At 38.8% G+C, this 23552-nt stretch carries 19 protein-coding genes; 7 read left to right on the top strand and 12 right to left on the bottom strand.

Annotated elements, in window-relative coordinates:
- Positions 1–453: 453 nt before the first annotated feature.
- From AACS98_RS12085 to AACS98_RS12075, 3 genes are all read right to left on the bottom strand, one after another.
- Positions 454–852, bottom strand: coding sequence for a hypothetical protein (locus AACS98_RS12085; RefSeq protein WP_066380064.1), 399 nt, complete (start codon positions 850–852; stop codon positions 454–456).
- A 23-nt stretch (positions 853–875) separates the two neighbouring features.
- Positions 876–1253: a hypothetical protein gene (locus AACS98_RS12080; RefSeq protein WP_066380063.1), complete on the bottom strand. Its 378-nt coding sequence runs from the start codon at positions 1251–1253 to the stop codon at positions 876–878.
- Between the two features lie 89 nt (positions 1254–1342).
- Positions 1343–2197, bottom strand: a complete 855-nt coding sequence (locus AACS98_RS12075; protein ID WP_066380061.1) for an ATP-binding protein — start codon at positions 2195–2197, stop codon at positions 1343–1345.
- Between the two features lie 185 nt (positions 2198–2382).
- Between AACS98_RS12075 and AACS98_RS12070 the strand changes: the two genes are divergently transcribed.
- A complete protein-coding gene (locus AACS98_RS12070) occupies positions 2383–3762 on the top strand; it encodes an ATP-binding protein (protein WP_066380059.1) in 1380 nt (459 codons plus the stop codon).
- A gap of 206 nt (positions 3763–3968) precedes the next feature.
- Here the strand turns inward: AACS98_RS12070 and AACS98_RS12065 are convergent, their stop codons facing one another.
- The 3 genes from AACS98_RS12065 to lepB all read right to left on the bottom strand — a co-directional run bounded on the left by AACS98_RS12065 (position 3969) and on the right by lepB (position 7746).
- On the bottom strand, positions 3969–5705 hold the full coding sequence (locus tag AACS98_RS12065; protein WP_066380056.1) for a R3H domain-containing nucleic acid-binding protein: 1737 nt from the start codon (positions 5703–5705) through the stop codon (positions 3969–3971).
- 40 nt (positions 5706–5745) lie between these two features.
- Positions 5746–6873: a circadian clock protein LdpA gene (gene ldpA, locus AACS98_RS12060; RefSeq protein WP_066380054.1), complete on the bottom strand. Its 1128-nt coding sequence runs from the start codon at positions 6871–6873 to the stop codon at positions 5746–5748.
- A 228-nt stretch (positions 6874–7101) separates the two neighbouring features.
- A complete protein-coding gene (lepB, locus tag AACS98_RS12055) occupies positions 7102–7746 on the bottom strand; it encodes a signal peptidase I (RefSeq protein ID WP_066380053.1) in 645 nt (214 codons plus the stop codon).
- Positions 7747–8035: 289 nt separating this feature from the next.
- On the opposite strand from lepB, the gene AACS98_RS12050 reads away from it, so the two are divergent.
- On the top strand, positions 8036–9355 hold the full coding sequence (locus AACS98_RS12050) for a dihydroorotase (protein WP_066380104.1): 1320 nt from the start codon (positions 8036–8038) through the stop codon (positions 9353–9355).
- 1434 nt (positions 9356–10789) lie between these two features.
- Here AACS98_RS12050 and tsaE read toward each other — a convergent pair.
- Complete coding sequence (gene tsaE / locus AACS98_RS12045; RefSeq protein ID WP_066380052.1) at positions 10790–11245, bottom strand: tRNA (adenosine(37)-N6)-threonylcarbamoyltransferase complex ATPase subunit type 1 TsaE; 456 nt, start codon at positions 11243–11245, stop codon at positions 10790–10792.
- 11 nt (positions 11246–11256) lie between these two features.
- Positions 11257–12627 carry a gluconeogenesis factor YvcK family protein gene (locus tag AACS98_RS12040; RefSeq protein ID WP_066380051.1) on the bottom strand — a complete coding sequence of 457 codons (1371 nt, stop codon included), beginning with the start codon at positions 12625–12627 and terminating at the stop codon, positions 11257–11259.
- A gap of 173 nt (positions 12628–12800) precedes the next feature.
- Here AACS98_RS12040 and ruvC point away from each other — a divergent pair, with 173 nt between their 5' ends.
- Positions 12801–13292, top strand: a complete 492-nt coding sequence (gene ruvC, locus AACS98_RS12035; RefSeq protein WP_066380049.1) for a crossover junction endodeoxyribonuclease RuvC — start codon at positions 12801–12803, stop codon at positions 13290–13292.
- A gap of 1400 nt (positions 13293–14692) precedes the next feature.
- On the opposite strand, the gene AACS98_RS12030 is transcribed toward ruvC, so the two are convergent.
- The 3 genes from AACS98_RS12030 to AACS98_RS12020 all read right to left on the bottom strand — a co-directional run bounded on the left by AACS98_RS12030 (position 14693) and on the right by AACS98_RS12020 (position 17701).
- Positions 14693–15139 (bottom strand): acyl-CoA thioesterase, encoded by a 447-nt coding sequence (locus AACS98_RS12030; protein WP_066380102.1) that lies wholly within the window; start codon positions 15137–15139, stop codon positions 14693–14695.
- 89 nt (positions 15140–15228) lie between these two features.
- Complete coding sequence (locus AACS98_RS12025; RefSeq protein WP_369815989.1) at positions 15229–16293, bottom strand: T3SS effector HopA1 family protein; 1065 nt, start codon at positions 16291–16293, stop codon at positions 15229–15231.
- Between the two features lie 169 nt (positions 16294–16462).
- Positions 16463–17701: a phosphotransferase family protein gene (locus tag AACS98_RS12020; RefSeq protein ID WP_066380046.1), complete on the bottom strand. Its 1239-nt coding sequence runs from the start codon at positions 17699–17701 to the stop codon at positions 16463–16465.
- Positions 17702–17799: 98 nt separating this feature from the next.
- On the opposite strand from AACS98_RS12020, the gene AACS98_RS12015 reads away from it, so the two are divergent.
- A complete protein-coding gene (locus AACS98_RS12015; RefSeq protein ID WP_066380044.1) occupies positions 17800–18078 on the top strand; it encodes a hypothetical protein in 279 nt (92 codons plus the stop codon).
- 875 nt (positions 18079–18953) lie between these two features.
- Here the strand turns inward: AACS98_RS12015 and AACS98_RS12010 are convergent.
- Complete coding sequence (locus tag AACS98_RS12010) at positions 18954–19274, bottom strand: TMEM14 family protein (RefSeq protein ID WP_066380043.1); 321 nt, start codon at positions 19272–19274, stop codon at positions 18954–18956.
- An 82-nt stretch (positions 19275–19356) separates the two neighbouring features.
- Between AACS98_RS12010 and AACS98_RS12005 the strand changes: the two genes are divergently transcribed.
- From AACS98_RS12005 to AACS98_RS11995, 3 genes are all read left to right on the top strand, one after another.
- A complete protein-coding gene (locus tag AACS98_RS12005) occupies positions 19357–20709 on the top strand; it encodes an ATP-binding protein (protein ID WP_066380042.1) in 1353 nt (450 codons plus the stop codon).
- 139 nt (positions 20710–20848) lie between these two features.
- Complete coding sequence (locus AACS98_RS12000; RefSeq protein WP_066380041.1) at positions 20849–22147, top strand: tellurite resistance TerB C-terminal domain-containing protein; 1299 nt, start codon at positions 20849–20851, stop codon at positions 22145–22147.
- Between the two features lie 75 nt (positions 22148–22222).
- Positions 22223–23551: an ATP-binding protein gene (locus AACS98_RS11995; RefSeq protein WP_066380040.1), complete on the top strand. Its 1329-nt coding sequence runs from the start codon at positions 22223–22225 to the stop codon at positions 23549–23551.
- The last annotated feature ends 1 nt before the right edge of the window (position 23552 follow it).

Raw genomic sequence — 23552 nt, 5'->3', positions numbered from 1 at the left:
CACTGCTGCGGCTACGATAGTTGGAGGGTTGCCTCCTGCCACAATTGCTCGGCGCCAGGTTGATTTTTAAACAATCAAGCCTCCTCTAATCAACAAGAGGGGGCTTGTGTTTTCGGAACATTGATTGATGCCTCTAATGGCGCATCATTACTTACTATAGGCTGACATCCCTATAAAGTATTGTAAATAGAGATTCTTCCTGATTTGCTTTACTGCTGAAAGGGTTTTTAGTTATTTGATCTCATTTCTTTGCACTTGATTACTTCTCTTTCCCCTGTGTATCTATTTGCTACTACCTTTTCCCAGTTCTTCTGCCAGCCCTAAGTAGTAAGTAGTGGACTGACACAGCAAAATTTGTGTATTAGGCAAAATCAGAACTCATTGATTTCTCTGATTTCCTCAAAAATCTATTTGATCATTTTAGGCGTGTCAGTCCACTACAATACTGAGTTGCTATTTGATTTTTAAACTTAGTTCAACACGCCCTTTTTGTTTTAGTTCGTCTAAAACGTCAGGGGGAATATTGGTTACTCGTTTTACTTCAGCATCAACTGTGATCACAAAAGTTTTATCACCTCTCTCAATGTAAGTCCTAATTTCCATTGAGTCATGTTCATTATCTAAGATAAGATGACTGCCAAGAACTTTATCACCTCTGGCTTTCATATCTATTTGTATCCGTCTCACATCTTCTTCAATTAGCTCAAAATTCAACAATCCTTCTTGAACACAGAGTAAGTTAGAAGGTTCTTTCAATCCCTCCTCAACTGCCTCTGCGATTTGGTTAGGAAGGCTTACAATCCTATTGAATATTTTACCAAGCTTATCTTGAAGGCTTTCTTGTTGATCCATAACTATCTATAACTGATTATCTCCTAAGTTCCCTGTTGCATAAGTTTCAATTGCATTTTTTTGTCAAGTTGAGCATTAATATCAGCAGGAACGTCTGCGCGGGCAATCTCTTTTTGTCTGTACTCAAGTCTTGTACTACCATTGCGAACATTTCTGACATAAACTTCCATTCTCTGATAAACACGATTTCCCTCTTTTACAAGATAAACAATAGCATCTGAAGTAACTTCAAGAATCTTATCAATGGTATCGAGTATACGTACAAGGACTACAGTAGCCCAATACTTGATTTCTTCCCAAAAAGTTGCCACAAACGCTCCAGCAACAAAGCTTCCTATCACTATTACCCAGGTAATTGGATCCATAAAATTCCTTCTCCATAATGTTTTGTTCAGAGCCATTCGTATTAGTTTTGACTAACACTGGTTTTTTCTTGTACCTTAGTTTTACTGCTGTGTACTTTTCAATTTCTTCTTTTACTAAAGCCTCATCAATTAGTATTTTCGGCGAATTTTCTCTGGTGTCTTAGTTTTACTGCTGTGTATTTTTCAATTTCTTCTTTTACTAAAGCCTCATCAATACTTTTTACCTCTTCAGTTAGCAATTTTAAGCCTAACTTAATAGTGATATTTTTGATATCACCACCACAAAGACCATCACTAATATTAGCTAAACGCTCATAGCTTACTTCTTTGGGTACGTTTTCAGATAAGTGAAATCTCCATAGATGTTCTCTCATTACTAAATCTGGAGATAAAAACTCTATATTGAATATAATTCTCCTCAAAAAAGCCTCATCATAGTTATCAAACAGATTTGTCGCAAACACAATAATTCCGTTGAATTTGTCTAATAGAGTGAGCAAAGTGCTTTTTGCTGAATTCACACCATGATCGGCTGCTTGTGATAGATTGGAGATTCTTCTACTGAGGACAGCATCAACTTCATCAAAGAATAGTAAGCTTTTTGTTTCTTCTGCTGTTTTGAAAACTGATGCTAAGTTATCAGATGTTCCTCCTATAAAAGAGGATTCAAGCTCACCATAGTTAGCTCTAATAATTGACATTCCAAGTTTATGAGCAATTGCCTCAGCCGTTATGCTTTTACCTGTACCGGGTACGCCAAAAAAGTTAATGCTCAAAGCACTTCCTGTTTTCAGAAATCGGTTAAATTGCCAATCATTCAAGAGCTTATCTCTGTTTTTGATGTAAGCAACCATCTGGTCTATTTGGTCAAGGGTGCTTTTAGATAGTGCTACTTCTTCAAGAGTCCACTTCGGTTGCTCTACTAAAATCTGTGATTTCTTGTTTGACTTATCGCTGTCTTTGACAATTTCGTAGTCCATATTAATGCTTAATCTATTTGACTCAACTACTACAATGCCAGAATTACAGTATTTTCAACATTCTGCAAAAACGGATTTATACGGTAGTTTTATTACAAAATGCTAAGAAAAACACCGGAAAATATCGGAAAAATTTGACTTGTGTTTCGCTATAATGGTTAAAAACGTTACAGTGTATAGCTTTTATGAATGTAAATGAAGTTGTAAATTTTGTGGATAAGTTAGTATTTGATAAAACTGGCAAGCATTTAGATGACGTTCAAACTGCTGTAGTTGAGGGAACGTGGGAGAGAAAAACCTATGATGATATTGCACAAGAATGTAATGTTACTAAAAATCATGTAGGAGATGTAGGTGCTGAATTATGGCAACTTTTATCTGAAATCTTAGACGAAGATATAAAAAAAACTAATTTTCGTTCCACAATTGAAAGATTGAAAATAACATCATTACCAATTATTATTCAAAATAACAATAAACAAAATAATAATCATACTTTTCATTTTGGTTCACAAGCCCTTGATCAATATAATAACCAAGATAATAATATCCATAAATCTAAATCAATTACTCACGATTTAACTTTAGCACCTCAAATTATCAACTTTTATAATAGAAACTCTGAACTTCAAACGATTTATAATTGGATATTCAATCAAAATACCAATTTAATCTCTATCTTAGGACTATATGGCATTGGTAAAACTACGCTGGTGAAAAGATTTGTTGATTTACATTTAGATAAATTTGATGTGATTATCTGGAGATGTCTAAAGTATCCTAAATCTTTAGATTTACTTATTGATGATTTATTAGATGTTTGTCAACGAGAAGTGAAAAAAACTATAGATGATAAGTTAAAACAATTATTTAAGTTGTTCAGGGAACAAAGATGTTTAATTATTCTTGATGATGTTCAGAATATATTTGTTAGTGGTGAGTTTGCTGGACAATATAAAACTGAATATCAAGATTATCAAAACTTTTTTAGTCTAATGACAAGAATTGAACATCAAAGTAGTGTGATTTTAATTAGCGAAGAAAAATCTACGGAGATGGAATCTTTAAATCAGGATTTATATCCTATTCAATCTTTAGAGTTATCTGGTTTGAATAATGTTGATATTTTACATAATATAGGACTAAATAAAGATGAAACTTGGCTAAATTTAGTTAATTTGTATGCAGGGAATCCTGCTTATTTAAAAAGTATTGCTATATCAATCAAAAATATTTTTGATGGTAAAGTAAGTGAATTTATATCTGAGAATGAATTAGTTATTACTAAAGATATGCAATCTTTATTTGCTGAAGTTTTCAATAAAAAAATATCACCTATCGAACAGGAAATTATTTTATCACTGAGCAAATTTGATCAACCTGTAACTAGAGAGTATTTAAAGGCAAATTTAAAGGAGAGGTTAGAGTTATCTTCAACTAATTTTATTAATGGCTTAGAATCGCTACAAAGAAGATTTTTAGTTAAGAAAATTACTGAAGATAAAATATTGTTTGATTTATTTAGTGTTTTTAGAGAATATGTGAGAATTTTCTGTGAAAAATAGTGTTCTTATATTCATACCAATGAAGAATATTAGAGATGTTTTGCTTCGCTCAACATGACTCTTTCGGTATTTATGCCAAAATTATAATGTAGCCGAAATTAGTTTCTGTTGACTTTAGCGATTTCTTAATTGAGCGATCGCTCATCTGACAACAAAACATTGAGAGCGATCGCTAGCTTTGGTTTACTGTAGAAACATCGGTCAAGTTACGCCGGATAAATCCGTAAACGCCGATTTGGTTCTTCGCCAAAACTATGAGACTTGAGCCGATAGTGTTCTACTAACTCATGTTGCATTTTGCGGACTTGAGGAGAACGGGGTAATAACTCAACTGGCTGTCCTTTAGGAATCACAATTTGCTCAACGGCTAGCCTAGCTTCTTCTAGTGCATCAATTTCGTCATCACTACCATTGTGCAGAAACAGTTGCAGTTCTCGATCATCGGTAATTTCGGGTTCATCAATGTTCAGCAACCGCCGCAAGCCACGGGTAATCTGAGGAATGGTGCTAGATTTAATCATGTGGATTGGCACATGACGGGCTTTCGCCATTTGCCGCAGTTTAGCATGGTTCTTGACGTGCGATCGCAACGCTAAAATGGCATCAGCACTATCAATGTCTTTTGTCAAGACTACAGGCAAAGTTAGCACATTGATCACCTGTTCTAACTGGTGACGACTAACACCATAAGGGTAAATATGCAGTGGTAAGTCTTCACCATTTGGCCCTGGCTGTCTAGTAGCATTAAAATCAATACTTTCAGAATAGTTAAACGATTCATCCAATAAGCGATCAAATTCACTGCGCCCAGGAATTCGCTCACGTTCTGAAGGTATTACTGGCAAAGCTACCATCTGTCCAGATGAACGCCAGCCGTTAGTTTTTCGTACTGATGCCGAAGATTCATCCCTGACGGTCTGATGTTCGCCACGACCGTTGACAACTGCTAACTGCCGTGTAACAGAGAGTTTCCCCTGGTCATCAACTGTTCTCATTTGGGGGTTAGGCTGTCGTCCTCTCAATAGTGTATCTACCGTGTCAGCGACGCTTTCGTGTACTACCCAGCGTTGCCGTTCCAGCATTTCCACAGCTATCTCAAAGGTAGGAGGAGCTTTGCGTTCTAAAACAGTTTTTTGGCTACCCCTTCTTCTCGCTTCTTCATCTCCCAACGTCACTGCTTGAATACCCCCCACTAAATCAGAAAGCGTGGGGTTTTTAATCAGGTTTTCTATTTGGTTGCCGTGGGCAGTACCTACCAATTGCACACCACGTTCAGCAATGGTGCGGGCTGCTAAAGCTTCCAGTTCTGTACCAATTTCATCAATGACGATGACTTCTGGCATGTGGTTTTCTACTGCCTCAATCATCACCTGATGCTGAAGTTCTGGATGAGCTACTTGCATCCGCCTAGCACGACCAATAGCAGGGTGAGCAACATCGCCGTCCCCTGCGATTTCGTTGGAGGTGTCTATAATGACCACACGTTTATTCAATTCATCTGCTAGAACACGGGCAATTTCTCTTAAGGCAGTGGTTTTGCCCACACCCGGACGGCCTAACATGAGAATTGATTTACCCGTTTCAACCAAATCGCGGATCATTCCTATAGTTCCGAATACCGCCCGACCGACGCGACAAGTTAAACCGATAATCTTGCCATTACGGTTACGGATGGCACTGATCCGATGCAAAGTTTGCTCAATTCCTGCTCGGTTATCTCCGCCAAATGTTCCAACTCGCTGAATACAATCATCTATCTGTGCTTGAGTAACGGGTGTTTCGCTCAGATACTCGGCTTGATTAGGAAAACGAGCCTCTGGGCGACGACCCAAATCCAAGACGACTTCTACTAAATTATCTCGTTGGGGATGATTCTCTAGTAGTTGTCGCAGGTCTAGGGGCAAAATATCTAACAACTTTTGGAGATCGTCTGTAGTCGTCATGCTTTCTCTGGTGACGTTTTTAGAGATAACGAACGAGCGATTAGCTTTCCTGCTGTGACTTGAGCTGGGAAACGAGGGAATAGGCAAGTTCTACGGCTTGCCAGAGTAATTCGGGTGATTCTTCCAGGCGAACAGTCGCCTTGACATTATTTTTCACCTCCTTGTTTTCCAACTGCTCAATAATGGGTGCTAACTTGACACGGGCATAGCTACCGTAAGCGATTCCCGCAATGGATGATGAGGGGCTATGGAACTGAGAGTCTGAGTGTTCCCCTACTCTGTTGAGTAGTCCCATTGCTTTTAACTTAGCAACTGTGTAGCTGTTAGTGCCACCTGCTAACTGTACATATCCTGGTAATTTAGCTGCCAAAACTTTTTGCCCTAGTTTGACGGTGGCTAATGTAGTGCCATTGCCAATATCACCGCTCATCGGACGGCCGTCAGTTTGCCAAATTAAGGTAGTAGGAAGCGGAGAAATTAAGTCATAGATAGATTGCAGATAGTTGACTATACCTTCTCCGTCGGGACAACTAATCGCTAGTACCTTTAATTGATCTGCCCAGGGTGAAATTGCTTGCCATAATCGTTGAAATTCTGCCAAACGACCGACTTGTGTGTGTATTTCTATGGCATCTATTCCCGTTGAGATTACCAATGGCGCGATCGCTCCTGGCGTTGACACTGATGATTTTGTATAAATTCTATCATAAGGACACACTGGCAGGCAACGACCGCAGCCATAGCACTTTTGCGCCTCAACTCCCGAAAAATCATCTTTTATCGAGTTAAATACAATGGCTTGGGCTGGACAAATCTTTTCGCAAGGTCTGGGGCAGTCTGCTGGACACTCCTGGGGATTAAACTCTGCTTTGCGAAAATGGGGGTCTTCTCCATCGTTCAAACTCACCATTAAAAGAGGTGAGCTACCTTTATAGTCAAAGCCTCGCGCTTGGGCATCTTTAACTAAAGTTTTGGCTACTTTTAAGGCTGCTTGCGCGGCACTGATCACTGCTGGATCAGCTGCCACATCTATACAGTCAGCACCTGCCAATGTATAGGCTAATGTTAAACTTCTGACTGCCGGTAGATGTTGGTAACTGGCTCCGCAGATCAGCTTGAACCAGTTACCTTGTTTGAGAGATTCTAAAGAGGTTAACAAATTAGTCACATTTCTATTATGCTGTCTTGTGACTAAAAATAGCAGTCTCCCAGAGCCAAATTATATCTAGTATACAAATATACTTTCCTCAATCTTATGAGCTTAATATGTTGTTAATAAAAGTTTGAGTTATCAAAATTATCAATTAACTGGGGTGAATATTCATCATTGACACTTGATGTGATTGGTTATTTGTGATTTTCACCCCAAATTGCTATTTGTTAAATAATCAATCATTCACTGTGGATACAGTGGTGACTTATCAATTCCTCCGATATTGTTGAGTGGCCAAAAGCGAAGTATGGCGCGACCGATAATATTTTCACGGGGAACCACACCCCAACAACGGCTGTCGTAGCTGCTGTTACGATTATCACCTAGGACAAGATACGAATCGGGTGGTATGGTCTGGGGTTTAGCTAAGAAAGGCGGTTGTTGTCCTGATGTACAAACATCAATGATTGTACTGTTTTCAGATTTGAGATATTTGTTTTCCTCAAGAGGTTTTTTGTTGATGTAAACTTGACCATTTTTGATTTCTACTGTTTCCCCAGGTAGACCAATTATCCGTTTAATGAAAGCATCCTGATATTGTTCTTTTTGCAACTCTTCTGTTGGTGAGAATACTATAATATCCCCCCGTTGTGGCGCAGAGAATCTATACTTCAATTTATCAACAATAATCTTGTCTGCTTCCCATTGGTTTGGAGTTCCGTGTAAAGTAGGTTCCATAGAGCCAGAAGGAATCCAGCGTGCTTCTGCCACGAAGGTACGAATACCCAAAGCGAGAACGATACTTAATACAACCGTTCTACCTAGCTCTGCGATCCAGGAATTATCGGTTTGTTGATTAGAATTGTTGTCAGACACTTGATTTTGCATGAAATTACTGAAGTAAGGAAAAATGCCAGGTAATGGACTCGTTGAGGCAGACTATGACTATATTTGTTAATCTTAACGGGAGAAAGTCGATTGAGTAATCATCGGACTATTGGATGTGCAAAGTTGTTGCAGTTTTTGATGGATGTTGCTCTAATAGCAAGTATATTCATAAATTAAAAATTAATTTTTGCATGAACGGCAAAATTTTCTGAGCAAAATTGAGCGTACATTTCACCTAAAAGCGGGTTTTTCTATATCTTTAGGTTATTGTGAGAAAATTGTTAATATCATGTCATCACCCCAAAGTTTACTAATTCGTCGCGCTGGCATTATCTTACCTAATGGTGAATTGATGGTAGGAGATGTGCTGATTCGCGATCGCCTGATTGTGGAAGTTGCGCCAGAAATTGCCACAACCACACCAGCCACAGAAATTGACGCACAAGGTTTAACTTTGTTGCCGGGAGTCATTGACCCGCAGGTACATTTTCGCGAACCAGGTTTAGAACATAAGGAAGATTTATTCACCGCCAGTTGTGCCTGTGCCAAAGGTGGAGTCACTTCTTTTTTAGAAATGCCCAATACTCGTCCTTTGACCACTAACCAACAGGCTTTAGACGACAAGTTACAACGCGCCTCCAATAAGTGCTTAGTTAATTATGGCTTTTTTATTGGGGCAACGGCAGACAACTTACCAGATTTGCTTTCCGCCTCACCCACACCGGGAATCAAGATTTTCATGGGGTCAATGCACGGTCAACTGCTGGTTGATCAAGAAGCGTTACTAGAGTCAATATTTGCTCAAGGCCAGCGTTTGATTGCCGTTCATGCCGAAGACCAAGCCAGAATCAAGCAACGCCGCCAAGAATTTGCAGGTATTCATGATCCGGCGGTTCACTCTCAAATTCAAGATAATCAAGCAGCACTGTTAGCAACACAGTTGGCATTAAAACTTTCTAAAAAATATCAACGTCGTTTACATATTCTGCATATGTCAACGGCTGAGGAAGCAGAACTACTGCGTCAGGATAAACCCAGTTGGGTGACAGCAGAGGTGACACCACAGCATTTGTTGTTAAATACCAGTGCTTATGAAACGATTGGCACATTGGCACAGATGAATCCGCCGTTGCGATCGCCCCACGATAATCAAGTGCTGTGGCAAGCTTTGCGAGATGGCGTGATTGATTTTATCGCTACCGATCATGCACCCCATACCCTAGAAGAAAAAGCCCAACAATATCCGAATACTCCCTCTGGAATGCCAGGGGTAGAAACTTCCTTAGCCTTGATGTTAACTGCGGCAATGGAAGGCAAATGTACAGTTGCTCAAGTGGTAAATTGGATGTCTAAGGCTGTAGCCGAAGCTTATGGTATCCCCAATAAAGGCGCGATCGCTCCCGGTTATGATGCTGATTTAGTCCTGGTAGATTTGAACACGTACCGTCCCGTCCGCCGAGAGGAACTATTAACCAAGAGTCGTTGGAGTCCCTTTGAAGGCTGGAATCTCACAGGCTGGGCTGTCACAACTATCGTCGGTGGTCAAATTGTCTACGACAAAGGCAAACTCAATACAGAAGTACGGGGTCAAGCTTTAACTTTTGTGTAGTAAAGGTGATGAATCGCCAAACTAACTGTCCTAGCCTTCAGAGAAGTCAACAGTGATGCTGGTGCGGTCAAAATTCTTGACCATTAGGGGCTGGTTTACCAAAATCATCAATATATTCATGATGATTTGTTGTCAGCCCGCCTCTATTTAATCACTACCACCCAACACTTCAGCATGCGATCGCTTCTTTGATCATGTTCAATTAGTATTTTTACGCAAAAAACTTTAGGGTAAATATTTTATAAATCAGTTGGGTAGTATTTGTACTGGATATTTTCATATAAATGCTAAACTAACGCCGGAAAATGTCTGATATTTTTATGAATTTCGAGTTAATCATAAGCATAACTTTTAATAAAAATTAAAAAAAATCAGTTTATCTCATTATTAACAATTAGTTACTTTAGAAGTATAGCTCCTGAATTGGATTTGATAATTAAGTGCAAAGCCAGGTGAGACGGCTAGTACAGAAATTTCTGTACATTAAACCTGTGTCCTTTTGTTTTTTGCGTTTAACTATCCGGATGTTTTAGCAAATAACTGTAGAGAACAATAGGTTGAAGTAACCGGGTAAGTAGCTGCGAAAACTATGTTTTATACATATAAAAATTTTATATGCACTTAATTTGTTCCCCATTAAAACTTATTTCTGACATTTGTGATTGCCTACTGATTAAGCAGTGATGTAGCTAAAAATCTTAGCATTACTTAGCAAAATCACGCTTCAAACGACCCCTAGGCATTCTTTCCAGCCAACCCAAGCACAAATCTACAGAGATAATCAAGCAATGGGTTAACAGTAATAACCTGAGTGCATGAAACAAAAAATTTTTACCAGTATGGACTGGTTAACTCAGACCTTACAAGAGCCTGAACAGCAAAATTATCCAAATAAAGGAACAGTTTATGTGAGTTTTGAGATCAATCTAATTTGTGGAAAAAGCAGGTATTAAAAAAATCTCTTAACTTACTAGATATCGCCTGCGAAAACATTTTTGAAGACAATTTGAGTTAATTTTTTATCCATCTACTGCCATATTCACCGCGAGAATACGCAATGAGCGCAATTCTCACTCCGCAAGTTAGTAGATGGTAAATCTCACCAGATGTGCTTGTAAATCAGATTTCATTGAGTTTGGGATTAAAGCAGACAATTATGTTGATGATTTTTTTTGATGAGCGTGGTAGCGGTAGATAGAACGAGCGTGGAACTCTCCCTCGACTATCGTAGAATATTTGAGATTGTCGTCAGACAGTAAGGTTGGATGGGGAAATGACGCTGTTAGTGCTGATAAATTTAGGAAGATACGGGTGTGCTAGGGGGTGAATTTGTTAATTTACCCTCTTCATTGCCAAAATGGACTCTATTCACCTACCAAACCTGATCCTGTAGAAGTGTTGACAGCGTTTTTACCCAAATTTAAGCAAAACATCTCACATAGCATTAATGAATTCGTTGATGGTGCAATTGAATGGTATAATCCCGGCTTGACGAGTGCCTTCATTTCCATAAGTCAAATAGACTTGCAAATAACTACTTGGCTTATAAGGCATTCGTTCCGCCCACTCAATCGCTACAATACCCGGAATCACCTCGACACCTTCCCAATAAATTTCTAGGTTTAATGCTGAAACCTCTTGTGGTTCTAAACGATACAAATCAAGATGGTAAAGGGGTAAGCGTCCTTGTGAATACTCATTAATCAGGGTAAAAGTAGGACTAACAATCGGCTCAGTTATTCCTAAACCTTGTGCAATACCCTGTACTAATGTAGTCTTACCAGCACCTAAATCACCTTCTAGAAGAATCACACTACCAGCATTTAGAGTTTTTCCGAGACGGATACCCAAGTTTAGCGTTGCTTCGGCATTTGCGAGGAAAATTTTCATTTAATTAACCCTCATTTTCCATGATGCGCGCCACTGTACCACTTTAAGAGGACTTTTGCTAACTTTTGGGGATTGTGACGCACAAAGCCGGTTTCATCTTCGTACATGACGTTAGCCAAAACAATTCTTCTTCCGAGTTGGGAGACATCTTCCCTATCTAAAAATACAGGATGGGAATTTTGTTGAGCGTAGCGGATGAGTGATTGGGCTGAGGGTGATTTTTTGTGTATTAATACAGCATCAAATAGTTGTCTTTGTCCACAAGCCGCATCAATGGCGCGAATGTGATCAGCAACCGTATAACCTTGAGTTTCTCCGGGTTGGGTCATAATGTTGCAGACATAAATGCGGGGGGCTTGAGATGCGGCGATCGCATCCGCAATGTCTGTAACTAATAAGTTAGGAATTATGCTTGTATAAAGACTCCCAGGGCCAATAATAATATAGTCAGCTTCTCTAATCGCTTTAATTGCGGCTGGTAAAGCTGGGGGATTTTCCGGAATGCAACCAATGTTAACAATTTTCCCGCCGGCTTTAGGGATGTTAGACTCACCCTCTATCCGACGACCATCAGCCAATTCTGCCCAAAGTCGAACATCACTTAAAGTAGCGGGTAAAACTTGTCCTCGCACGGCTAACACTTTGGAACTAGCCGCTACAGCCCGTTCTAAATCGCCAGTAATATCACTCATGGCTGTTAAAAACAAGTTACCAAAACTATGACCAGTCAACCCATCCCCGGCGCGAAAACGGTATTGAAATAATTCTGTTAATAATTTTTCTTCATCTGCTAAGGCTGCTAAACAGTTGCGAATATCCCCTGGTGGTAAGACACCAAATTCCTGGCGTAATCGCCCCGAAGAACCGCCATCATCGGCAACAGTGACAATGGCAGTGATATTAGCACTGTAGGTTTTCAATCCCCTCAGCAAAGTAGATAGTCCTGTACCACCACCAATTACAACTATTTTCGGGCCTCGGTACAATCGACGATGGGCTAATAATACATCTACAAGTTCCTCTTCTGCATCTGGCCTCAGCACTTGAGTAATTGAGCCAACGGTGCGAGTTTGTCCCCAAAGCAGTAGCAACAGACCAAAAAGTAGCACTAAAGGCCCACTCACATAGTTGGGTAAGATATAAGCGATCGCGCCCAAAAAATTCCGAATCAATTCCAACATCCAGAAAATAGGGGTCAGCTTCACCCAAATAGCTAACCCCAAAATTGCCAGCAGTACACCGCCTAGGCTAATTAACAACCAACGTTTAATCGACAGTCCAGGGGATAACCATTTGAACCACTGGTTCACACGATGGGAAGTTCGACTGCGCGACTGCTTTTGCAGTGCATTAAGGGCTTGTCTGAAAAAACCAATTGACATACCTGATTCGGAACAGTGGTACAAACAAAAATTAACAGAAAATGTACACTAACTGGTTTGAACACCAAGTATGAAATTATGGAACTTTGCACATCCATAAGACTACAGCCACATTGTCAAACCTGGCAATGTTGCGTATCAAACAATAACTTGGCATATTAAAAGATATTTTCATGGAAAAACGCATTTTAGGCTTAGATCCAGGACTGGCAATTTTAGGATTTGGGGCAATCACCTGTACAACCAACCCCATTCATGCCACAGAGACAATAGTCAATATTTTAGATTTTGGGGTAATCACAACTGCGGCTAATATAGATGTCGGAGAACGGTTATGTACTTTATTTGATGACTTGCACACTCTGATAGACAATGTACAACCCGATTTGGTAGCAGTTGAAAAATTATTCTTCTATCGTATGTCAAGCACTATCCTTGTGGCACAAGCCAGAGGTGTAGTCATGTTAACTTTAGCGCAACACCATTTACCTTATGTAGAGTTTACCCCTGCTCAAATTAAACAAGCTTTAACAGGTTATGGTAATGCAGATAAATCAGAAGTGCAAGAAGCGGTAGCACGAGAGTTAAATTTAGATGTGATTCCCCAGCCAGATGATGCGGCGGATGGTTTGGCTGTGGCTTTGACAGCGTGTTTTCAGTTATGATTTTTGGATTGAGAATACTGAAAAATACTAAAAATCAAAAATTTGCTGAAAAAAAGGCTTGGCTTCACCAAGCCCTTATATACCAAGCATTTACTACACCAAGATTAATTTAATCCCTCTCTTACTTTAGTTCATCTCTCTATAGGGTGTATACAAATCTTGTTAAACCTGTTATGTACTCATTGTGCTAATTATAAAAAAGGTTTGGTTGGTGACCAAACCTCGATGATTGCTGTGCTTAACAACGTATCAAATTAATTTACACTGGCTTTTTTTTAAATAACATCTTCCTTAAGTATAAATCAATTCGTTTGTGCATATAATTTGTTTTTAGCCAACTAATAATTATACTATAAATTCCTCTCCATAGCAATCATGCACCGGGTAACTCTCCCCTAAAATCTGAAGCTGATTGCCAAATAAATTAGTAGTTGATCCAGTAAAAAAGAGGTCTGAGAAATTACTCAGCCTCTAGTTATACCAGGTGTTTACCATATATTTTAAATTTATTTCCAATTTGATAATAGTTCATCTATCAGAAAGATGTGTACAAATACTAGAAAATATGATATTAATCTCCCAAAAAATAGAATTTAAATATTCAATCAAATTTTGACGAAACCCAATGAATAGTCCCTGACACATCATGAGTAATTCAGTCACAGATGTGCATTTGTTTTCATATCCGAAATGACGCAATAATAATGTATGTTCCTGATTCCAGGATACCAAAAAGAAGACCCTGGCTAAAATTCCAGGGTTTACACACGTTTTTCAGGCATTAACAGGCTAAATTCTAACTTCTGTCCAAAACTTGTTCCCCTATCTCTAGAAAGATAGTAAGATTTTTGAGGCTTTGATATTAATCACAATAGTTTGACAACACGCTCTGAGATTACTACAAAAAGGCGGAATTTTGTGTGACAAATTTTGACAAAATAGGCTCGGTGATCAGCCAAGCCCATACATACCAAGAGTTTACCATAGGGATGATTATAATTAAAGTGATGCTTTAGTGCATCTATCTTTAGATATGTAATGCACTGCCGGATGTTCTCTAGAGAGTTGCTGTATATACAAGATTTAGGTTAAATATGAGTTATGAAAAAATTAATAATCCTCATAATATTCATAAATAGCATTAACCTGTGGAAAAAAAGGTTTAGCTACTGCTAAACCTTTCTGGAAAGCAGTTATTTGACACACCAAGATTAATTTAAAACTACTCCTTCTCAAGGTCATCTTCCTCAAGGATGTGTTCAAATTGGCAATGATTTGATAGGGGATTATCCCTGAAAAAACACAGAGAGTTTTCAGAGGCTGGGGACTGGGGTATCAGCCTCAGATATTTCAAAAAACCCCATCTTTGATTTTGGTGCAAGATAGGTGCAAGATGTGTGTTAATTTATCTCTCTGGCTTTTCTTCTTTCTGCACTTTCTGTTTCTTTGCGGTTAGCTTCCAACCATTGGATAATTTCCCCAGGCAATTCTTGCTTAGTGCGACTACTTGCGTCAATACAAACGTGTCTAGTAACAGCTTTCGCAATGATTACGTCATCTGAATAAATTTCGTAGGTGATTTCCAATTTTTCCAGACTGATTTTTTGGGGTATTAAACTAATTAATAGCTTGTCTCCACAAAATATTGGGCGGAAAAAATCCACGCTGGCATGAACAATGGGAAAAGCCACTTTTGGATGAGTAAAAAATTGTTGAATATTTATCCCTGATATTGCTAAAGATTCTTCATAAGCTTCGTGACAAATGCTGAGGATATTAGCAAAATATACAACTCCAGCCGCATCAGTATCTTGAAAGCGAATAGTGCGATGATAAGTAAAAGACATAACTAAAAAGGAAAATTTAACAATAAAAAATAGCAGGATAATCACCTGCTATCTGGACTAATTTTACTGTATTGTCAAAGCAAAATTGATTACTTTAAGGGATAATATATGTCTTCGGAGGTAGGATTGAGGTAGGGGCGTTGCCAATCAATAGAGTGATGTTGAAAGTGTTGTTTAATTGCTTTCATTCTTTCTTCTACGGCATTCTTACCTGTATGCCAAGCTTCTAATAAGGCATTCGCGAGAATTTGGCAACGATTCATGCCAAAACTTTCTGGGGTAGCTAATTTTTGTGTAGGTTCTTCCGCTAGTCCTAACCCTGGTGCTAAATACTTGGTAAATAATGGTATTTCTGGCTGAAAATAAGTTTGATTTTCTTGATAAATAACTTGTAGAATTTTGTGGATTACTGTATAGTATTCTCGGTCAAAGTAGAGTAGACCAGAATCATAGCGTTCATAGGCAGTAGGATTGTAGAGAACTTGAAATGTAAAGGGGATAGCGGCTGCATTTAATTGCTGCGTCAGATGATCCATGATAGCGATCGCACCCGCCGGATTGAAGTTAAAATAAATCCTCACTGCGCCGAAATCACCATCTAAATTTCCTTGCTGTTCTTGCCCCAGATTGCTGACAGCCAAGTAATAACCATTTTGCAAGCGGTTATTAGGCATCCAAATAGCGACTGATTCCCCGACTTTGACGGATTTTTTTCCGGTTTGAAGATGGCAATCTGGCTCAATATATAAAGTTAAACCATCTTTAGTCACTGCCATACTACCATCTGGTTCTTTTCGCAACACTTGCCAATTGGGGTCAAAATAACCTCTACCATGATTACTAGCTTGCAGTTGTTGATAAAATCCCCAATCGATATCTACAACCGAATTAGTGGCTAAATTTTGTGGAATTGGATAATTAGCATGACTATGTGCAACTGCCAAACTGCTTTGTAATGCACCATTATAATAAATACCGTAAATAAAATTACGTAACAGTAAGTTGAGATATTTATGTTGTAAAGCCGTCGAATTTTGGCGAAATCTGTCTGCTACTTTCGGTGGTAAAGCAAAAGGTTGATAATGGGGATGGTAGATGCAAAAGTTTGGCTCAATCTGGATGTTAGTGGCAATGTCTATCAAGGAATTTAGCATTGTTTTCGCAGCAGCATCTAGGATGAATTAATTCAAAGTTAAAAATTGATACCTGTAAACCACCTACAAGATAAATATCTTGATCCTTTAGTTACTTCGGAGTGCAGCAAAATCTGGGCGGAATATACACTCAAATCTGAATGAATCAGCTAGTTTTGAGTGATTGCTGCTAGCAACCACGCAACCGAGTTTTTTCGTAATAAAGAGGCACTAAGTTCTGTGCTTTTTGGGGTTGAGGTATTTGATGGTGCTTTGCTACACAACTGACAATTTCTGCCTCAGTCATTCCTAAAATACTCAGAATAGATTGCTCAGGCATTGTCAGGAGATTTTTGGCTAATTGTAGCTGATAGGTATGAGAATTATCAAAGGATTTACTGTGGTGTATTTGGGCTTGTATTTGATGAATTAATGCTAATCCGGTAAACTGCATAACTCTAACTAAAAAATCACGACGATACTCTAAAATCATCGGAAAAGCATTAATATAAGCCTGTAACAACGCCACTAATGAGGGTTGAATTTCTTCTAATGGTGTAATTGCTAATTGTAAAGATTCTTCTAACTCCAGAGTCGGATCGATTACCAGACTCGCCAGCCAAATTTTTAAATAGCTAGCTAAGATAGTGCCTAAATCAAAAGCTGGATCACCCCATGCACAAGCTTCCCAGTCAATCAATCGCACTAAGCAGTTATCTAACTGATTCCAGCGTGAATGAATTAATATATTGTCTAATTTTAAATCGTTGTGTGTTAAGCAGCAGGGATGCCATTCATAGGCTAAGTCGGCGATCGCAGCTTCTAAACTCTCAGAGTTTTGATAGGTTTGATAAAATTTTAACGCCTCGCTGGGAACCTGAGCAAAAATCTCTGGGCTAATGGAATCTACCCCTTGCGCCGGATTGTAAAAGCTATAGCGAAACTGTCCTTCGGGCGCAGTCGCCATAAAATCACGATATTCTTGACGTTGGAAAGTTACACGGTGTAATGCGGCTAATGTCGTACCTATCGCCGTGCCAATTTCCGATGGCAAAATTTCGCTATGTTGATAAAACTTACCCAGTTCTACATATTCACCCAGGTAGCTACGCACAAGAATTGAGTTGTCCTGATCGAAATGTAACACTAAGGGAGCGATCGCAGAAATATTACCTAGAACTGGAAACTGTTGCAGCAATTGGTAAAACAGCCACTCATTAAACAATTCGTGGGATATTCCCTGATTTTCATGCCCACGTTCTTGTTTAATCAATAGTTGACGATTATCTCCTACATTCACCACTAAATTGCAATTCTTCTGATTAGTTTTTGGCAACTCAAATGTATTTGATGTGCCATCTTCTAAGCTACACAGACCTGCTGCGTGCAGATACTGGATAACATTGTGAGAAGACAGTGGTAATAACATGGATTATTTCCTAGTTGGTAAAATTGCCGGGACAGTGAATTAATCTCAAGATTGCTTTCGCTTGAGCAATTTAGGTAGATAACAACAAGTATGTGAATATGAATAATTTTGGTTCCAATCCATTAATATCTCATTTATCTGTTCCAAACCTGCCAAAATGGCAAAAATCAACTTGTTTTTTTTCTGTAAATGCTCATAGCTTCCCTATGAAATCTTTACACGGTTTTCATTACGGATTACAAAAAAATCAGAGAGTTTTTGTTAACAGCTTCATCTTGACTAATCCTAGATTTTGTGTTTTTCATCAGCATGAAACAGCTATTTCTGCTAAAAATGCTACTTATTTAGCCCAGTATGGCTATAATCTGGCAAATTAACCCTAGGAAAACAGGATAATCCTTAGCCAGTCTGACTTAACATCTATATTATCAAGAATAATCACCAGTCAATTCACCCATGTATAGTCATCCTTTATATTTAACCATTGTAGTATAAGTAACATAACTCCTAGCTTTTCTCATAACACTTGAATTGCCGTTGATCATGAGTTTGCCAACTGAGCAAGGTACATAGATGAACAAAATATCTTAATGAAATACTGTCTCAAGATAGATGTACCAACTGACAAAGCATTTTTTTGCTAGTCAGTATTTTGGATGATCAGCAGACAACAGAAAACGCTATATCTATAACAACTCATCTAATTTTGAGTGTGAAGTCAAAACACACACAGGGGTTTGCGTAACTTTGGATGGAGATGTAGCATCTGTACACCACAGTCAAAGCCGCCTGAAAAATATCATAATTTATTTATTGTAAATTTAGCTACAGGTATACCTCGGAAATCTCAATGCCATTAATCTGACTGATGGTATTATTTTTATTTATCATCGTGCAGGTGAGAAAACCGGATATTTTAGGTAAATGAGAGTTCTGCTTGCGGAAGAGAAATCAATCATTGACGCTGCGTCGTGAAATCACATACCACGTTAATTAACCAAACTGCAAGCACTCTGTCACTAAAAAAACATTCCCCAGCGTGGAAGGATTAAAAGCTAGCATTCAATTCTCATCCCTAATTACCTGTGATCAGTTTCTTGTCCTGAGATAAGTAAACTTTATTTAATTAAGGCTGTTGGGCTGTGCTTTTATCAGGTTAAGCAAGAAAAAGTACAAGCTGTACTGTCAGCAGCCGCAATAATTTTCTATGACAACGGCTACAAACTGCAAGCAGAGATGTAGAAAAACACCTCTACCCAAAATTCACCAGTTGATTTACCATCACTGTCAGTGCCAGCATCCCCAAAATAGTCATTAAACCTGCGGGCATAAACTTGCGTGTTTTAGCTAATCTCATAGCAAAGAACACAACTAAAACAGCAGTGACAAAAGTTGCTACAATCAAAGCCCAGGTTTGTCCTTGGAGTTGAAAGTAAGCAGCAACTATGAGTAATAAACCACTAACAGTCCCACTGAGGAGTGAAACTTGACTATTGGCCTGCAAGTAGCCAATAATGCCACCAATAATCGCTAATATACCATAGGCGATCGCAGCAATTATACTTAAATTCATGGTTAAACCCTATGTTGATTTTGATTTTGCTACCCACACCAGCAGACAATAAACCTGTTGAGCTAAATTACCTAATTGATTGATGGATACTCAAGCGATGGCAACGGCAAGTATTTCCTCCTATGCCCAAATTCAACTCCTCCAACGTCAAGCAGCATCACTTTTACTTTACCAATCAGTTCTGCACAGCGACGTAGGGAATGCCTTTTTAGAACTGTTGCAAGCCATACGTTATACTGATGCTGATGCGCGGGGTTGTCTCCATGCTTATGGCAATTACTTTCACGCCTTAGCCAATAGACAGCACAATTGGGAAGTCTATCTGATCAATCAAATTTTCACAGCAGAAAATCCCTTTAGTCAACTTGCCCAACAGCGAGACTTTGAAGATTTACCCCTGGCATTAGTCGCCGCCGCCAAACATGATTTACAAATACTGCAAAGTCTCTATGAATGCAACAGTGCGATTTTGAGTGAGTGGGTACAAGCTGTAGCTCATTTGCCAGTGTCTCCAGTTGTGTGGTATGTAGAACCAGAGGACATAGATACAGTAGGATTGAAATTTTCGCTGCCACACTTAGATAACTGGGCAGATGCAGTAGAAGACTTAGCAAATTATTATCGACAATCTGGTACAGGCTTATTTGCCCAATATCGTGCTTTGCGCTGGCAAGGAGGTGAATTGATTGGCATCCCTTACCCAGATCCCGTTAAACTGAGTACACTCGTAGGTTACGAATTACAGCGAGATGCCTTGTTAAAGAATACCGAGATTTTATTATCCGGTGAGGTAGCACTGCACGTATTACTATATGGTAGTCGGGGTGCAGGTAAATCTTCTTTAGTCAAAGCTTTGTTAAATGAATATTGCGATCGCCATCTGCGCTTAGTAGAAGTGACAAAATCAGACTTGCGGGATTTACCCAGAATTGTGGAACAATTGCGGGGAGTGCCACAGAAATTTATCATCTTTGTCGATGACTTATCCTTTGAAGAAGATGATGATGCGTTTAAAGCCTTAAAAGTGGTATTAGAAGGCAACTTAACAGCGCGCCCCCAAAACGTTGTAGTTTATGCTACATCAAATCGTCGCCATTTAATTCGAGAATTTTTTACTGATCGACCGAATCCGAAAGACCAAGAAGAAATCAATGCTTGGGATACGATGCAAGAGAAGCTTTCGTTTAGCGATCGCTTTGGTCTAACATTAACCTTTGAGCCAGCCGATCAACAGACCTATTTAAAAATAGTTAACCATCTGGCATCCCAAACTGATATTAACATTGATCAGCAGGACTTAGAATATCAAGCCTTGCAATGGGCAACCCGCCATAATGGGCGTTCTGGAAGGACAGCACGGCAGTTTATTGATTTTTTCCAAGCAGAATTAAAATTATTTCCAGCCGAGAACAATATAAATAACATTCAATCATAAAAAGATTTATTGCTTTCTCACCATATTTTGTTCATTTTACCATCAGATTATAACTGGAGAGACAAACAAGAACATAAGAGGTATTAGAAATTGAACAACTATTGATTATCAACAATTAACAACGCTAAAAATCAGCGATATGCAATCAGTAATAATCAGTAATCGAATGATTTTAGGCATCATTGCCTTCAGTGTAAGTTTTGGGCTGAGTCTAGTCCCCAAATGGGATTTTAATCAAGCCTTCGTCACCGGAGTAATTACCGTAGTTGCTACCTATGCAGCCGCTTTATTTGTAGATAAGCGGCGGAGAAGTCATGAACTATTAATTTTAACTTCACTGCGTAAACGTATTAAAGAAATGGAGGGACTAAAATCTCGGATAGTTAGAGAAATCGAGCAAATAGAAGCCCATCGTAATTTATTGTATGCAGAATCACAACAATTGCAAAATCAAATCTTAGAATGTCGCAAGCAAAGAGATAGTCTACATCGAGATTTAGGTAACTTTGCCAGTCAAAAAAAACAACTAGAAACTGAACTTAATATTTTAACAACTCAAATCCAGACCGTAGAGGAAAATCACAAAGAACTCAATAATTCCTTGTCTAACCTCAACACAGAGAAACGCCGGTTAGAGTTGCATTTTAACACCTCGCGTGCCGAAATAAATCAGTTGCAGACTCAAATTAATCAACTGCAACAAGAAAAACAAGAACTAGAGAACAATTTAACCCTACTAGGTAGAATTAAACCGCAACTCGAAGAAAAACTGTATCAACTCAGACTAGAGATTGAAAACTTAGAAACAACCAAAACCCAGCAAAATCAACAACTTATAGACATAACATATCAAAAAGAAAGCATAGCAGCAAATCTCACCGCTTTACAAACACAAAAATCAGCCCAACAAACAGAGTTACAGCAGTTACGTAATGAACTTGCCGTCTTGCAACAAGAGCGTGACATACTGCAAAATCAAGTTTGGGAACTACTCCAGCAAATAGAAAACTTTAATCAAGAACCTCAACCAGAAAATACCCCAGTCGAAGCAGAAACAGAAAATAATGAATTATTTCCGTTTGCCGACTTACTCGCCACATTAGATACAGAAAATAATTCCTCTGCTCCACCTGATAGCTTACCAGAAACATGGCAGAGATTTTTTCAACAATTACCCGGTCATGAACTGCAAGTTTTAAAAGCCATATTAGAGCAAGATAATCCTAATCCAGCTATCAAAAAAATTGCTGAATCTCATATTACCATGCCCAATCTATTAATTGATGAGATTAATGAACGTGCTAGTAATATGATAGGTGAATTAATCATTTCCACAAATTTAGACAAACCAGAAATTGATGCAGAGTATATAATGAACGTCAGAAAAATGATAGCCTTGTATGAAAATTTGATAGCTAAACAAGCTTCCTCAAATTAAAATCCTCCCCAGCATTGTAAAATTAAGAGGAAGTAAGTATATACCTCTTATTTGATATCAAGTAAAGTGAAATACATGGCCAAGCTCAAAATCTCGAAAAAAACATCAACTGCTGTAATTAATTCCCTAAGTGCAGGAGTAGTTCCCAGAATAGGAGTTGAACATATAGCAGTTGGGCGAGAAAAAGAACTGAAAAGCCTATTACAAAACCTAGATGATATTGCAGAAGGTGTAGCAGCATTTCGCTTTATAATTGGTAACTATGGTGCGGGTAAAAGCTTCATGCTGCAAATGATTCGTAACCGGGCGATGGAGCAAGGATTTGTTGTAGCTGATGCTGATTTATCCTCAGAACGCAGACTAGCAGGAACCAACAACGAAGGTTTAGCCACTTATCGAGAATTAATGAGTCGCCTTTCCACAAAAACACGACCTGATGGTGGCGCATTAGTTTCCATATTAGAAGGCTGGATTAATAAAATCCAACAAGAAGTAGTTAAAGAAACAGAACTACGTCCTAACGACGAAGGTTTTGATGACCAAGTAGAAGCCAAAATTAGAGAAGTAATACACTACATAGAAGACCTAGTACATGGATTCGATTTTGGTACAGTTATAGCTGCTTACTGGCGAGGATATCGCCTAGATAACGATGACTTAAAAAATGCAGCATTACGCTGGTTACGGGGAGAATTTACCACAAAAATCGCAGCAAAAGCAGCCCTAGGAGTGCGAGTCATTATTGATGATGATAGTTGGTACGACTACATTAAACTCATCGCCAAATTTGTCGCCGAAATAGGCTATAAAGGTCTGTTAATTCTCATAGATGAAGCCGCAAATCTTTATCAAATATCGACCACAGTCACCCGCGAAAAAAACTATAACAGACTGCTAGCAATGTTTAACGACACCATGCAATGCAAAGCAGAACACCTAGGAATTATTATTGGTGGCACAACCAAATTTTTAGAAGACCCCCACCGGGGACTATTTGCAGATCAAGCGTGGCGTAGACGCACAAAAGAAAGCCGCTTCGCAACCCAAACCGAAGTACAAGAATATTTAGGGCCAGTTATCCGACTCAACCCATTAAGCGAAGCAGAAATCCTCACCCTATTGCAACGCTTAACCGAAATACACACTAGCCATTTCAGCTATGAAAAAACAATAACAAATCGTGACTTACAAGAATTTGTACAAGAAATAGTCAACCGCTTAGGTGCAGAAGCATTACTTACACCAGGGGAAATAGTCCGAGATTTTATTAGCATTTTAAACATCCTCCACCACAACCCCAATATTAACTTTAATCAACTAATTCATGGCTCCCAATTCCAACCCACAACTGCGGGTAAAAACCCAAACCTAGAAGAAGATAACACCGCCGAATTTACCCTATAAA

Source organism: Anabaena sp. CA = ATCC 33047, assembly GCF_963870205.1.
GTDB lineage: Bacteria > Cyanobacteriota > Cyanobacteriia > Cyanobacteriales > Nostocaceae > Trichormus.
The sequence above is the reverse complement of the archived record's forward strand: the minus strand, read 5'-3'. Positions and strand labels throughout refer to the sequence as shown.